General features: G+C 71.5%; 10 protein-coding genes. 4 read left to right on the forward strand and 6 right to left on the reverse strand.

Going from position 1 to position 13,329, the window contains the following annotated elements; all coding sequences use genetic code 11:
- Positions 1–2 precede the first annotated feature (2 nt).
- On the forward strand, positions 3–2,183 hold the full coding sequence (locus tag HTZ77_RS13835; protein WP_175589954.1) for a terpene synthase family protein: 2,181 nt from the start codon (positions 3–5) through the stop codon (positions 2,181–2,183).
- Here the strand turns inward: HTZ77_RS13835 and HTZ77_RS13840 are convergent.
- The 5 genes from HTZ77_RS13840 to HTZ77_RS13860 all read right to left on the reverse strand — a co-directional run bounded on the left by HTZ77_RS13840 (position 2,180) and on the right by HTZ77_RS13860 (position 6,258).
- Positions 2,180–2,599 (reverse strand): STAS domain-containing protein, encoded by a 420-nt coding sequence (locus HTZ77_RS13840; protein ID WP_175589955.1) that lies wholly within the window; start codon positions 2,597–2,599, stop codon positions 2,180–2,182. The genes HTZ77_RS13835 and HTZ77_RS13840 overlap by 4 nt on opposite strands.
- A gap of 645 nt (positions 2,600–3,244) precedes the next feature.
- A complete protein-coding gene (locus HTZ77_RS13845; RefSeq protein WP_175589956.1) occupies positions 3,245–3,847 on the reverse strand; it encodes a hypothetical protein in 603 nt (200 codons plus the stop codon).
- Between the two features lie 503 nt (positions 3,848–4,350).
- Positions 4,351–4,584, reverse strand: coding sequence for a hypothetical protein (locus HTZ77_RS13850; RefSeq protein ID WP_175589957.1), 234 nt, complete (start codon positions 4,582–4,584; stop codon positions 4,351–4,353).
- 454 nt (positions 4,585–5,038) lie between these two features.
- Positions 5,039–5,443, reverse strand: a complete 405-nt coding sequence (locus tag HTZ77_RS13855) for a MarR family winged helix-turn-helix transcriptional regulator (RefSeq protein WP_328808578.1) — start codon at positions 5,441–5,443, stop codon at positions 5,039–5,041.
- A gap of 188 nt (positions 5,444–5,631) precedes the next feature.
- Positions 5,632–6,258 (reverse strand): DJ-1/PfpI family protein, encoded by a 627-nt coding sequence (locus HTZ77_RS13860; protein WP_175589959.1) that lies wholly within the window; start codon positions 6,256–6,258, stop codon positions 5,632–5,634.
- A gap of 60 nt (positions 6,259–6,318) precedes the next feature.
- Between HTZ77_RS13860 and mads6 the strand changes: the two genes are divergently transcribed.
- Positions 6,319–7,665, forward strand: a complete 1,347-nt coding sequence (mads6, locus tag HTZ77_RS13865; RefSeq protein ID WP_175589960.1) for a methylation-associated defense system protein kinase MAD6 — start codon at positions 6,319–6,321, stop codon at positions 7,663–7,665.
- 483 nt (positions 7,666–8,148) lie between these two features.
- Here mads6 and HTZ77_RS13870 read toward each other — a convergent pair whose 3' ends face one another.
- On the reverse strand, positions 8,149–10,824 hold the full coding sequence (locus HTZ77_RS13870; RefSeq protein WP_175589961.1) for an AfsR/SARP family transcriptional regulator: 2,676 nt from the start codon (positions 10,822–10,824) through the stop codon (positions 8,149–8,151).
- 113 nt (positions 10,825–10,937) lie between these two features.
- Between HTZ77_RS13870 and HTZ77_RS13875 the strand changes: the two genes are divergently transcribed.
- Both HTZ77_RS13875 and HTZ77_RS13880 read left to right on the forward strand, forming a co-directional pair.
- Positions 10,938–11,894, forward strand: coding sequence for a M23 family metallopeptidase (locus HTZ77_RS13875; protein WP_175589962.1), 957 nt, complete (start codon positions 10,938–10,940; stop codon positions 11,892–11,894).
- On the forward strand, positions 11,891–13,324 hold the full coding sequence (locus tag HTZ77_RS13880) for an N-acetylmuramoyl-L-alanine amidase (RefSeq protein ID WP_175589963.1): 1,434 nt from the start codon (positions 11,891–11,893) through the stop codon (positions 13,322–13,324). Before HTZ77_RS13875 ends, HTZ77_RS13880 begins: the two co-directional genes overlap by 4 nt.
- Positions 13,325–13,329: the final 5 nt, after the last annotated feature.

A 13,329-nucleotide genomic window follows, 5' to 3' on the forward strand; every position in this document is an offset into this window, starting at 1 on the left:
CCATGGCCGACCAGCCGTTCGAGCTGCCCGACTTCTACCTGCCGTATCCCGCCCGGCTCAACCCCCACCTGGAGGAGGCCCGGCGGCACTCCAGCGAGTGGGCCCGCGCCATGGGCATGCTGGAGGGCTCCGGCGTCTGGGAGCAGCGTGACCTCGACTCCCACGACTACGCCCTGCTGTGCGCCTACACCCATCCCGACTGCGACGGGCCCGAGCTGAGCCTGGTCACCGACTGGTACGTGTGGGTGTTCTTCTTCGACGACCACTTCCTGGAGCTGTTCAAGCGCACCGGCGACCGCGAGGCCGGCAAGCAGCACCTCGACCGGCTGCCCGCGTTCATGCCGCCGGACCTCGCGGCCGGCATGCCGGAGCCGGCCAACCCGGTGGAGGCCGGCCTGGCCGACCTGTGGAGGCGCACGGTGCCCAGCCGCTCGCAGCAGTGGCGGGAGCGCTTCGCCGAGAGCACCCGCAACCTGCTGAACGAGTCGCTGTGGGAGCTGTCCAACATCAACATCGGCCGGGTGCCCAACCCGGTCGAGTACATCGAGATGCGCCGCAAGGTCGGCGGGGCGCCGTGGTCGGCCGGCCTCGTCGAGCACGCCGTGGGTGCCGAGGTGCCCGCCCGCATCGCCGCCTCGCGGCCCATGCGGGTGCTGCGCGACACGTTCTCCGACGCCGTCCACCTGCGCAACGACCTGTTCTCCTACCAGCGGGAGGTGGAGGAGGAGGGCGAGCTGAGCAACGGGGTGCTGGTGCTGGAGACGTTCCTCGGCTGCACCACGCAGGAGGCCGCCGATTCCGTCAACGACCTGCTCACCTCCCGGCTCCAGCAGTTCGAGCACACGGTGGCCACCGAGCTGGGCCCGCTGTTCGCCGAGCACGGCCTCGACCCGCTGTCGTGCGCCGGGGTGCTGGCCTACGTCAAGGGGCTGCAGGACTGGCAGTCCGGCGGCCATGAGTGGCACATGCGCTCCAGCCGTTACATGAACGAGCGCGCCGGACGCGGCGCCGGGCTCGGCATGCGCGCGGTCGTCGACATCCTCGGCGCCAAGCGGTTCCGCTCGTACGCGCACGTCCCCCACCGGCGGGTCGGGCCGTCGGTCATCCCGGAGCTGCTCATGCCGTTCGAGGCCCGGCTGTCGCCCCACCTCGGATCGGCCCGCGTCAACCTCATCGCCTGGGCGCGCGAGATGGGCATCCTGGAGGCGCAGCCCGGCGTGGTGGGCTCGGCCGTCTGGGACGCCGACAAGCTGGCCGACTACGACCTGCCGCTGTGCGCGGCGGGCATCCACCCCGACGCCTCCCCCGCCCAGCTCGACCTGTCGTCGGCCTGGCTGGCCTGGGGCACCTACGGCGACGACTACTTCCCCGTCGTGTTCGGCCGCACCCGCAACCTGGCCGCCGCCAAGGTGTGCGTCGAGCGGCTGCCGATGTTCATGCCGCTCGACGGGCCGCCGCTCGCGGCGCCGGTGAACGCGCTCGAACGCGGCCTGGCCGACCTGTGGGCCCGCACGGCCGGGGCGATGGAGCCGGCGGCGCGCCGCAGGTTCCGCGGGGCGATCGAGGACATGGTGCGGAGCTGGCTGTGGGAGCTGGCCAACCAGATCGCCAACCGGGTGCCCGACCCCGTCGACTACGTCGAGATGCGGCGCATGACGTTCGGCTCGGAGCTCACGATGAGCCTGTGCCGCCTGGCCCACGGCGACCGGGTGCCGCCCGAGATCTACGACAGCGGGCCGCTGCGCTCGCTGGAGAACTCCGCCATGGACTACGCGGCCCTGCTCAACGACGTGTTCTCGTACCAGAAGGAGATCGAGTTCGAGGGCGAGACGCACAACGTCGTGCTGGTCACCGAGACGTTCTTCGGCTGCCGCTACCCCGAGGCGCTCGGCATCGCGACCGACCTCATCAACTCGCGGATGCGGCAGTTCCAGCACGTCGCCGAGCACGAGCTGCCGGTGCTCTACGACGACGCCGGGCTGAGTGACGAGGCGCGCGAGGTGCTGCGCGGCTACGTGACGGACCTGGAGAACTGGATGTCGGGCATCCTGGTGTGGCATCGCGACTGCCGCCGCTACGACGAGGAGTCGCTGCGCCGCCACCACCAGCCGCCCCGGTGGCGGCTGGCCGGTCCGACGGGGCTCGGCACCTCGGCGGCGATGATGTGGGGCTCGGCGGTCTAGGGAGCGGCCTGGGGCGCGGCGCTGTCGGGCTCCGGGTCCAGCTCGTAGAGCCAGCCGATCAGGTGCAGCAGTCTCTCCTGGTACGGCGTGACGTTGCGCAGCCGCACCCAGCGCTGCGGCGCGGGGAGCGCCGGCATGATCAGCGCCCGCAGGCCCGCCAGGTCGATGAAGGTCAGCCGACCGGTGTCGACGGTCACGTGCCCGCCACCGGCTCGGCAGGCGGTCAGCGCCCGCGTCAGCGCCGTGCAGTTGCTCACGTCGATCTCCCCGACCAGCGTGACCACGGGGCCGGCGTCTCCCGGCGTGAACAGAAGGTGGGGTGTGGTCCGCGGATCCCGGAGCGGCATCCGCAGGGAGATCCGGACGAGCCGGTCCGCGTAGAGCAGCCGCTCGTTCGTGTCCGTGTCGTCGCTCATCGGCCGCGCACCCCCATCTCTCCGAGCGTGGGGGTCGGCCTCCGGCCCCTGCGCACTGGGGGAACGGACCGGCGTCGTGTGTCTCGCCAGTCCGGAACCAGGATTACACGAATTGTCTCTCGGTAAGTGATATCCAGGCTAAAGGGGTGGTATGGCTGTGGGGGTATGAGCCGGTCTGAGGAGGCTCTGTCCGGTACGTACCCAACCAGGGCGAACCCCGCCCCCCTGCCGCGTGGGCTGTGTACGCCGGGCGGCCGCGGACCTGATGGCCCGGACGGCCGCCTTGACCCTCGCGTTGGTCTCCGCCGGACGGGGCATGGGCTCCCCTGTACAGGATCGCCATCACCCGCCCACACCCGCCGGCGGATCACTTCGTGCTCGTCACCGCGTACACGCGGGCCCGGGTCCACCTGGGAGTGCACCATCCCACCGGCACCGTCGGCCCGATCCCGGGTGAGCACCGCCGCCATCCAGCTGGTGCTCCCCCTGTCGGGGGTCGTCGTGGACGAGCCACTCGGGATGGCTCGAACACGGGTGCCGGCCGGACCCAGGCCGTCTGAGGACGCGGGCCCCCGTTCAGACGAGCACGGCGCGCACGCGTGCCTCCGGCGACAGGCGGGAGGCCGGTCCGTGCCTAGCCGTGGTTCAGCAGGGGGCGAGCACGGAGGTGGCGCCCGCCTGGTGGTTGTTCAGCACGCCCACGTTGACCTTGTCGAGCTTGCCGACGTTGAGCACGTCGATGTGCTTGACGGAGTTGTTGGCCACGTCGTTCAGCAGAACGAGGTCGTTGGCCGCCGACCACTGGCTGCCGATCTGGTTGCCGGTGTTGAGCGGGCCGCTCATCGGCACGTAGCTGATCGAGCTCGTGGCGGTGGAGCTGGTGGCCGTGGAGTGCGTGGACGAGGACTGCGAGGACTGCGAGGACTGCGACGACTGGGTGGACTGCGTGGAGGAGGACTGCGTCGCCCCGGAGTTGGTCGCGCACTTCGTCGTGCAGGTCGTCGTGCACTGCGTGGTGCTCGTCGCGGTCGTCACGATCTTGGTGGCGCAGGGAACCGCGATGACCGGCTTGGGGGGAAGGACGACCGGCTGGGGCGTGAGGACGACCGGCTTGGGGGCGCAGTCGGTCACGACGGTCGGCTTGGGGGTGCAGAGCGCACTGGTGCCGCTGTCCGCGTGGGCGCTCACGGTCGAGAGGCCGAAGACGGCACCGGCGAGGGCTGCACCGACGAGAATGCGACGCATCATTTTGATTTCTCCTTCGTGGGAATCAGCGCGGAAGGGGAGGCGCTTCTTCTGAATCGCTCTCTCACGGGACCGCGAGAGGCCGAATAACGATCCCGCGCTTCACCGGCCCGCCGCAACTCGAATTCGCTAAGCCCAAGTCAAATGCAACCCTCAATTACTTGGCGCTTGATTATGCGTCGCCCGGATATGTCCGCGAACGACGCATTTGGCGGATTATCGCGTGGGCGGCGACGAACATCCGATATCGGGCCGTGTCTGGGGCCTGGGGGCCGGAAACGACGACGGCGGCCCGGGACGTCTCGCTCTGGAGCGGAACGTCCCGGGCCGCCGTCGCATCGGGCTCGTCGGCGAGCCGGACGGAGCGCGCTCCCGGACGGGGAGTCGCGGCCGTTCTGTGAAGGTGATGAGGCGCCGTGACCACGCGGGGATGGCGGCCGCCGGCCCGCCGGCGGGAAACCGGACGGTCGGCGAGGAACCGCGGGCTCGCGCCCCGCGACAGTGGGTCAGCCGTTGTTGAGGACCGCGACGTTGACGTCCTCGAGCTTGGCGACGTTGAGGACGTCGATGTCCTTGACCGAGTCATTGAGCACGCCGTTCAGCACAGTGGCGTTGTCGAGCGCGCTGAACTGGCTCAGCACGCTGTTGCCGCTGTTGTAGTCGTCGGCCGAGGCGGCGGTGGCGGAGAAACCGAACGCGATGCCCGCGATGGCAGCACCGGCGAGAATACGACGGATCATGTTTGTTTCCTCCATTGATCGGCGCGGAAATCACTGGCGCCATAGTCGTTTGTACGGGGCGGTGAGGTGCCGTCAATAACGATCCCGGCACCGGACGGGCGTCGCAACCCAAGAAAGCCTCATGGCGGTCAAGGAGCCGCCTCGTTTTCTTGGCACACCCGCGCTTTCCGCGGCACCCGCCGAATCACCGCCATATACAGAATGGCGCGACGCGCACACGTCGTTGTTTAAGCACGATCATCCAAATCTTGGAGCGCGCCGTTCGCTCGGGAGGACGGTTCGCCGCGCTCGGGAGAGTCGGTCGCGCCCGGAAGGACCGTTCGTCGCGCGCAGGAGGGGGTAGGCCGCGCCCAGCCGGACAAGTCGTCGCGCTCAGGAGAGTCAGCCGCGCCGAGCCGGACAGGTCGCCGTCCTCAGGAGAGCCGATCGCGCCCAGGAGGACGGGGCGTCGTGCTCAGGAGGACAGGTCGTCGAGGGCGGCCGAGAGGCGGCGCAGGGCGCGCAGGCACTCGCGTGCCTCCGCCTCGCCGAGCCGGGCGACCAGGCGCTCGGCGAAGCGCCGATGCCCGGGGTTGATCAGCGCGATCGCGTCATGGCCGGCCCGGGTGGGCTGGAGCAGCTTGGCGCGGCGGTGGGCCGGGTTGGGCCGGTACTCGGCCAGCCCCCGCTCCACCAGCAGGTCGGCGATCCGCTGCACCCCCTGGCGGGTCATGCCCATGACCCGGGCGATGCCGGCCACGGGCAGCGGCTCGGCCAGGACGGCGCCGAGCACCTGCCACCAGGCCGCCGTCAGCCCGGCGGGCCGGGCCAGCTCCTCGGCGACCTCCAGGAGCTGGCCGTTGAGCCGGAAGGCGGTCAACGCGGCGGCCGACAGAAACGCCGCCGCGTCGTCCGCGTCCTGGCCGACGGCACCACCGGACGCCGCAGACCCGGAGGACGCCGCAGACTCACCGGACGCCGCGGATCCTGAGGGTCCGCTGCCCCGCGCCCCACGGCCGGGCGTCGCTTCGTGGCCGGCATCGCCGGGAAAGGCAGGCTCTGTCCCGGTCATGCCGACATCAGCACGCCGAACGCCGACGGGTCGCTCTTGGCGAACAGCCTGTACCACGCGTCCAGCACCTCGGGCCGGTACGTGTCGAGGCGGCCGAGGATCTCGCGGGCGAAGGCCACCGGCTCCGTGGGCCCGGCGGTGATGAGGTCCCCGTCCGTCACCGCGTCGCGGTCGAGGTAGCGCTTGGCGCCCTCGTAGCCGGGCTGCGCCTCCAGGTACGGCAGCGCGGCACTGGTGTGGTCACGGTCGTCGAACAGCCCCTCGCGAGCCAGCCCCGCCGTGGCCCCGCAGATGGCGGCCACCGGCACGCCCGCGTCGAGGAACGCGCGAGCCGCCCGGGCGAAGGGCGCGAGCTCGTCGCCCGCGTCCCACAGGTCGGCGCCCGGGAGGATCAGCATGGTGCTGTCGGCGGGCGAAAGGTCCTGCAGCGCGAGGTCGGGAACGACGCGCAGGCCGCCCATGGTGGTGATCGGCTCGGTGGACAGGCCGACGGTGACGATCTCGTAGCCGCCGGGCTCGCGGTGGAACCGCTCGGCCCGGAGGTGGGCGATCGCGTGCCCGACCTCCCAGTCGGCCCACGTGTCGTAGATCCCTACATGTACCGGCTTCTTCGTCTTCATCATGACAACATACTGTCATATCGACAACATGCTGTCAATGCGTCCACGTGCGAGGATATGCGCATGGCACAGATCGTCGGCGGGGGACGTCCGGTCAACGACGCCGAACGGCGCGTGATCGCCTATCTGCGCGACCACGCCCCGGCCGAGTGGTTGCTGCTGCACAACGTCGAGGTGCCCCGCGGCGAGGACGTGTTCGAGGTGGACCTGCTGGTCCTGACCGGCCACTCGCTGGCGGTGGTCGACGTCAAGGGCACGCGTGGCCGCATCCAGGTGTCGGGGTCGCGCTGGTTCCCGCCGCGCCGGGAGGCGTTCGGCTCCCCGGTGACGAAGCTGCGGGGCACCGCGCGGGCGCTCAAGGGCCTGCTGGTCTCCCGGGCCACCCAGCTCGAACGCGTCTACGTCGACAGCATCGTCGTGCTCACCTCGCCCGACGCCGAGCTGGTCGACCCCAGTGGGCGCGACGCCGCGCACGTCACCGGCCTGGCCGGCCTGGTGCCGATGCTGGCCGACGCGTCACGGGTCAAGCGCGGGTGCAGCCCCGACGCCCGGCCGTACCTGACGGCGGTCCTCGACGCGCTGAACCAGACCGTACGGCGCAGCACCGCGCCCCCCAGGTACGGCAACTGGGAGGTCGAGGAGCAGCTCGGCGGCGACACCAGGGTCACCGAGTACCGCGCGTTCAACGCGACGCTGCCGGGCAGCGAGACCGTGCTGCTGCGCGTCTACCAGGCCGACCCCCTGGCTGACGAGGCCGCCCGGGCCGCCGAGCGGCAGCGCATCGCCAACGCCTACCAGTCGCTGGCCCGCATCCCGCCCCACCCGTGCGTGGTGCGCTCGCGCGACTTCTTCGCCATCGACGACGAGAGCCGGTTCGTGCTGGTGCTCGACGACGTCCACGGCGAGGCGCTGCACCTGAGCCCCGGCCGGGGCGCCGGATCGCCGTTCGTGATCCCCGACCTGCTGAGCGGTCTCGCGCACGCGCACGCCCACGGCGTCATCCACCGCGCGCTCACGCCCGCGTGCGTGCTCGTCACCGACGACGGCCATGCCGTGCTGACCGGCTTCGACTACTCCAAGCCCGGCCCGCGCAACTTCACGGTGGCCCACGAGCTGAGCAACGTCCTCGACGGTCACTACGTGGCGCCCGAGTGCCAGGACCGGCCCGACCGCATGACGGCCGCCTCCGACGTCTACGCCGCGGGAGTGATCGCCTATCAGCTCCTCGCCGGGGAGCTGCCGGCCGGGCCCGACGCGCTCGGCCCCGAGGTTCCCGACGTGGTGCGGCGGATGCTCGACCACTCGCCGGCCAAGCGGCCCTCGGCGGCCGAGGCGCTCGACGGGCTGCGCGGGATCCCACAGCGGTCCCGCCTCAGACGGCTCGTGCGCCGCATCGTCTCCGGCCCCTGACGGCGGCGCCCGGCCCACCCGCGGTCCTGCCCTGCGCGCCCGGACACGGCCGAGACGTATACAAGACGCGCTGAGACGACCCGACGACGCAGGACGTCCGGGAGGGGCCGGGATTCAGTGCGGCCCAGCGGCGGCGTAGCGGGCGAGGTCCTCGGCAGTGGGTGTGTCCGGGGACCGAGGCCGTGAGTCATCGCTTCACGGGCGGTCGGCGGGGGCGCGGTGCCGGGACGACGGGACGACCGCACGGGGCGAGGCGACCGGACGGGGCGAGGCGACCGGACGGGCTGAGACGACCGGACGGGCTGAGACGACCGGGCAGTCTGCGTACGACCGGGCGGGCTGGGACGGCCGGACAGCTCGGGACGTACAGGAGAGAACAGGAGGGAGAGGGATGGCCGTCCTGTCGGGACGACCGGAACGATCCGGCACGTCCCGACAAGACGGCCCTCCCGAAACGGGCGGGTAGGAAGGAGTGGGTGGGACTCAGACGGGCAGGCGGCGGCGCAGGTCGCTGGCCTGCTTGAGATAGTCGAGCGCCAGCCCCGTACGGCCCGCGGTGCGGTACAGCTCGCCCAGGAGCTGCGTGCTCGACACCTCGCCGCTGCGGTCGCCGAGCTCCTGGAAGACCTCGAGCGAGCGCTGGAGCCCGGCCGAGGCGGGGGCCAGGTCGCCGCGGCGCACCTGGAGCCGGGCCAGGCTCTGCAGGGCGTACGCGCCGCAGTGCCGGTCGCCGAGCGACTCGAAGATGTCCAGCGCGTGGTGGTGGAAGGACACCGCCTCGTGCAGCTGCCCCATCTGGAGGCAGACGCAGCCCTCGCGGTGGGAGTCGCCGAGCTCCTGGGCCAGCCGCATGGCCTGGGCCAGCGACTCGGACGCCTGGGTCAGGTCGCCGGACTTGAGGCAGACCCGGCCGATGGCCTGCCGGGCGAGCGCCTCGCCCTGGGGGTCGTCGGCGGCCAGGAACATGGCCAGGGCCCGCTTGAAGTGGCCGAGCGACTGCGCCGGCCGGCCGCGGAACTGGCTGACCGCGCCGAGGCCGCAGATCGTCGTTGCCTCGGCCCGTACGTCGCCCAGGTCGTGGAAGAGCTGGCGGGAGCGCACGAACCCGTCGACCGCCTCCTCGTAGCGGTCCTGGTAGAGGGCGACCTGGGCGAGCCCGCGCAGCATGGCGGCCTCGCCGTACGTGTCGCCGCCGGCGCGGGCGGCCTGCAGGGCGACGCTGTGGGTGCGCTGCCAGGTGTCGAGCCGGCAGTGCAGGTCCAGGTACGGGACCATGGCGGCGGCCAGGCCCCAGGCCGACTCGGCCAGCCCGGCCTCGGCGGCCACGCCGACGGCCGCGACGAGCGAGTCGTGCTCGGTCTCGAACCAGCCGAGCGGGTTGGACGTGAGCCGCTCCAGCATCTGCTCGGGCAGGCGCCAGCGCGGCGTGCGGGGCGCGGTGAGGCTGAAGACGGTGGTGGGCAGCCGCGCCATGGCGTGCTCGGTGGTCGCGGTCCAGGCGGCGAGCACGCGGCCCAGGGCGTCGCGGTCGGGCGTGCGTTCGAGGGCGTGGCGGCGGATCAGGTCGGGGACGCGGTAACGCGGCTGCCCGACGGGGTCCGTTCCGACGAGCTCCAACAGGTTCACGTCGACGAGGAGATCGGTCACATCGTCAGCACGATGCCGGTCGAGCGCCGCATCGACCACCCAGCCGGGCTGCGCGAGGGCGCCGAGCCGGCCGAACGTGCCCAGCATGCGGGCGGCCTCGTCGGGCAGGTCCCGGTAGCTGCGGTCGAGGCTGACGCGCACCTCCTGCAGCTCGTTGAGCCGGTCGTCCTCCAGCCGTTGCCGCAGCACCGCCAGCGACCAGCCGGGCCGACCGGCGAGCCGGGCCCCGGCGCTGCGCACGGCCAGCGGCAGCCCGCCGCACGCCTCCGCGATGGCGCGGGCGTCCTCCTGCTCGCGGGCCACCCTGTCGGGGCCGACGATCCGGCCGAGGAACTGCAGGGCCTCCTCGACCGGCAGCTCGCCGAGGTCGATGTGGCGGGAGCCGGGCAGCTCGGTGATGCGTCGGCGGCTGGTGACGATGACCACGGAGTCGTTGCCCGGCAGCAGCGGCCGTACCTGCGAGGCGTCGAGCGCGTCGTCCAGCAGGACGAGCATGGGACGCTCGGCGAGCATCGAGCGGAAGAGCGCGGAGCGCTCGTGGACCGTGGGCGGGGGCGGGTCGGCGCCGAGCGCCCGCAGCGCCTCGGCGAGGAGATCGGCCGGCTCCCTGCCGTCGAGGTCGAGATGGAGCTGACCGGCGGGGAACCTCTCGCGCAGCGCGTGCGCGGCGTGCACGGCCAGCGCGGTCTTGCCGACTCCGGGCCGTCCGGAGATGACGGCGACCTGGAACGGCTCATTCAGGGCGGCGAGGGCGTCGGCCCGGCCGGTGAAGTCCGGCACGTCGGGCGGGAGCTGGCGGGGGGCGGCGGGCGGCGCCTCGTCGGCGAGGATCGACTCGTACGCGGCGCGCAGTCCGGTGCCCGGCTCGACGCCGAGCTCGTCCACGAGGAGCTGCCGGACCGTGGCGTAGGCGCGCAGCGCCTCGGCCTTCCTGCCGCCCCGGTGGAGGGCCAGGAGTAATCGTCCCCACAGGTCCTCGCGGTAGGGGTGCTCGGCGAGCAGCCCGCGCAACTCACTCACGGCGCCGGCGTGGTCGCCCTGGTCCATCCTCCGGCTGATCAGTTCCTCGGCCGCGCGCAGCCGCACCTCGTGGAGGGGGTCGAGGCGCCGGTCCCAGAGCGGGCTGCCCGGCAGATCGGCGAGCGGGGCGCCGCGCCACAGGGACAGCGCCTCCTCGTAGCGGGCCTGGCCCACCAGTTCCTCGAAGACCAAGAGGTCGAGCGCGCCCTCCGGCACGTCGATGGCGTAACCCGAGCCGTTGCCGCGCAGGCATCGGCCCTCCTCGCCCAGATCCGTCCGGAGCGAGCTCACATAGGTGCGCAGGTTCGCCTGCGCGGATCGGGGCGGGCGCTCGGGCCAGAGCACCTCGACCAACTGGTCGGCACCGACGACCCCGCCCGCGTCCAGCAACAACGTGGCCAGCAGCAGGCGAGGCTTCTTGCCGGAGATCCGGACGGGTTGACCCGATGTCCGGACCTCCAGCGGTCCAAGCACGTGAAAAGTGACCGTCATGACCGCATCTGCTCCTTATGGAGGCGTGACAGCTCTTTGTACCGGGTCTGGACGTTTCTTGTGCGCCATATGCACACCCTTGTCTCAGAGATCCCACCAGAAAGGATCACCCGATGAAGCTCAACGGAGCGCTGATCACGGGTTTCGCGCTCTTAGTCAGTCTGGGGACCGGTACGGCCGCATTCGCGGACCCCGCGCCCTCCCCCACGGCTTCGCCGGTGCCCGCGCCGACCTCCACCGCCACGGCGGAGACGGCGACCCTCGCGGCACCGAACTTCCAGCTGCCGTTCCCGTGCGGTCAGAGCTGGACGGGTAACTCCAGCGGAAGCAGCGCCCACCAGTCGTACGAGATCGACTTCAACCGGGGCGCCACCCCGGACGCGGACCTCGGCGACACCGTCGTCGCCGCGGCCTCCGGCACGGTCGTGATCTCCGCGCACCAGGGCTCGACCAACGGCTTCGGCAATCTGGTCAAGATCGACCATGGTGACGGCTACGCCACCTACTACGCCCACCTGAACAGCCGCGCGGTCAGCGCCGGCCAGACCGTGTCGCAGGGGCAGACGGTCGGCACGGTGGGCAACACCAGCAAGCCGGGCAACAACATCACCCCGCACCTGCACTTCGAGGTCCGCAAGGGCACCAGTTACCCGGCGAACATCCAGAAGGCCGTCTTCGACGGCGTGACCTTCGGCTACCCGGTGCAGACCGTCACCTCCAGGAACTCCTGCGGCGGCGGCACCACCAACCCGCACACCGCGGAGTCCGTCTGCGGCTCCGGCTACAAGGTGATCGACTCGGCGGCCCTCGGGGCCGACGGCACGGTCTACCTGCTCTACAGCAGCTCCACCGGCAAGAACTGCGTAGCCACGATCAAGTCGACGTCGGTCGGCACGGCCAGCGCGGTCTCCGCCTACCTGGAGGTCGCGGGCGCGGCGCGCCAGACCGACACCGGCAGCTTCGCGTACTACGCGGGCCCCGTGACCGCCTCTGCCGCCGGCAAGTGCGTCAAATGGGGCGGCTCGGCCGGTTCCACCACCTACAACAGTCCCTCTGAGCATTGCGGATGATGAAGACTACAACTCTTGTGATCGCCGGACTCATTGCTCTGTCCGGCCCGGCGGTGGCCCAGGCCGCCACCGCGACCCCCGCCGCCACCACCGCGGCCAACCCCCTGGCTGACGCCTTCACCAAGGCCGCCGCCACGTACGAGGTGCCCCGCGACCTGCTGGTCGCCCTGGGCTACGCCGAGACGCACCTCGACAACCACGAGGGCGAGCCCAGCGCCAGCGGCGGCTACGGCGTGATGCACCTGGTCAGCAACCCCACGAACAAGTCGCTGGAGGAGGCCGCCAAGATCACTTCCCTCTCCGCCGCGAAGCTGAAGACCGACGACGCGTCCAACGTCCTGGGCGGCGCCGCCGTGCTGCGCGCCAAGGCCGACGCGCTCGGGCTGGACGCCACCGCCCGCAAGGACCCCGCCAAGTGGTACGGCGCGGTGGCCGCGTACGGCCAGTTGGCCGACGACACCACGGCGCGCATCTACGCCGACGCCGTCTACGAGGCCCTCGCCTCCGGCGTCGACGCCGAGGGCGTGCAGACCGAGCCCGTGCAGGTGACGCCGGACCGCGGCAAGTACGCCGACGACGCGCCGCGCGCGCTCGCCGCGGCCGTCGACTACCCGGGCGCCATCTGGAAGGCGGCGCACAGCAGCAACTACGCCGTCTCCAACCGGCCGACCGGCGACAAGATCGACCGCATCGTCATCCACGTGACGCAGGGCTCGTACGCGGGCACGATCTCCTGGTTCCAGACCGGTCCCCGCCCGAACCCCACCTCTGCCCACTACGTGATCCGCTCCTCGGACGGTCAGATCACCCAGATGGTGCGCGAGAAGAACCGGGCCTTCCACGCCGGCAACTACAACCGACGCTCGGTCGGCATCGAGCACGAGGGCTACGTCAACAACGCCTCGTGGTTCACCGACCAGATGTACCGCTCCTCGGCCGCGCTGACCCGCAGCATCGCCGACCGTTACGGCATCCCGAAGGACCGCAGCCACATCGTCGGCCACAACCAGGTTCCCGGCTCCGACCACACCGACCCGGGCCCGAACTGGAACTGGACGAAGTACATGAGCTACGTGACCGGCGGCACGGGCGGCGGCGGGTCCACCAACCCGCACACCGCCGAGGAGGTCTGCGGCCCCGGCTACAAGACCATCGACTCGCAGGCCCTCGGCACCAGCGGCACGGTCTACCTGATGTACAGCAGCTCGGCCGGCAAGAACTGCGTCGCGACCATCAAGAAGACCTCGCTCGGCAAGGCCAGCGCGACCAGCGCCTTCCTGGAGGTCAAGGGCGCGGCGCGCAAGACCGACTCGGGCAACTTCGACTACTACGCGGGCCCGGTCCAGGCCGCGGCCGCGGACAAGTGCGTCAAGTGGGGCGGCTCGGTGGGCACGGCCACCTACACGAGCGAGTTCGAGCACTGCAGCTGACCCTT

The sequence above is a fragment of the Nonomuraea montanisoli genome (genome assembly GCF_013363975.1).
GTDB classification, from domain to species: Bacteria; Actinomycetota; Actinomycetes; order Streptosporangiales; family Streptosporangiaceae; genus Nonomuraea; species Nonomuraea montanisoli.